Genomic DNA, 631 nt, shown 5'->3' with positions numbered 1-631 from the left:
GCCTGATCCCGGCAGCCGTCGTCCGGCGGCTGCTGGCGCCGATCCCCAGAAGCACGGCCCGCCGGCCGCTGCTCGGCGGCGTCAAGTTCACGCAGGCCGACGACGGCCGGATCACGGCGCTCAACGGACGCCATGACGACCTCATCGAGACGTCGGTCTCCTGGGACCCGCCGGTGCCCGGCCGCGTCGAGTTCCCCGACCTGCCCAAGCTCGCGCGGCACATCGACGACATCGGCCCCGCCGAACGCAGCCCGGTCGTCGGCATGAACCCCAGGTTCCTCGGCCGCGCGGTGACCGCGCTCGCGCCCCGCTGGCACGGGGCGGTACGCGTGACGAACTCGACGCCGACGAAGCCGGTGCTGATCACGCTGCCCGACGACGACGCGCCCGCCCTGACCGCGCTGATCATGCCGGTCCTGCTGGACGAGACGGGGCGCCCGTGATCTCCCCCATCCTGGTCGAGGCAACCCCGCAAGGCTGGAAGGCGACGTGCCGGACCTGCCCCGGTACGCCCGTCGTGGCCGCCCGGCGCAACCGGGCCGGTTCCGCCGAGGCGCACGGCGTCCAGCACCTCCAGATGCGGCACGGGCGGGACGGCCGTCCGGCGGGCGGTGCGTGATGGCGACGCTCC

The 631-nt window shown here is 74.6% G+C and carries 2 protein-coding genes; both read left to right on the top strand.

The annotated features are described in order from the left end of the window. Positions 1-443: hypothetical protein (locus amrb99_RS49575; RefSeq protein ID WP_190869049.1), on the top strand; the 443-nt coding region annotated here is incomplete at its 5' end. Beyond that, complete coding sequence (locus amrb99_RS49570) at positions 440-619, top strand: hypothetical protein (protein WP_190869048.1); 180 nt, start codon at positions 440-442, stop codon at positions 617-619. The genes amrb99_RS49575 and amrb99_RS49570, both read left to right, overlap by 4 nt. Positions 620-631: the final 12 nt, after the last annotated feature.

Origin of the sequence: Actinomadura sp. RB99, assembly GCF_014706005.1 — a bacterium.
Lineage (GTDB): Bacteria > Actinomycetota > Actinomycetes > Streptosporangiales > Streptosporangiaceae > Spirillospora.
Note: the sequence above shows the minus strand (reverse complement) of the source record. Positions and strands in the feature narration are given on the sequence as shown.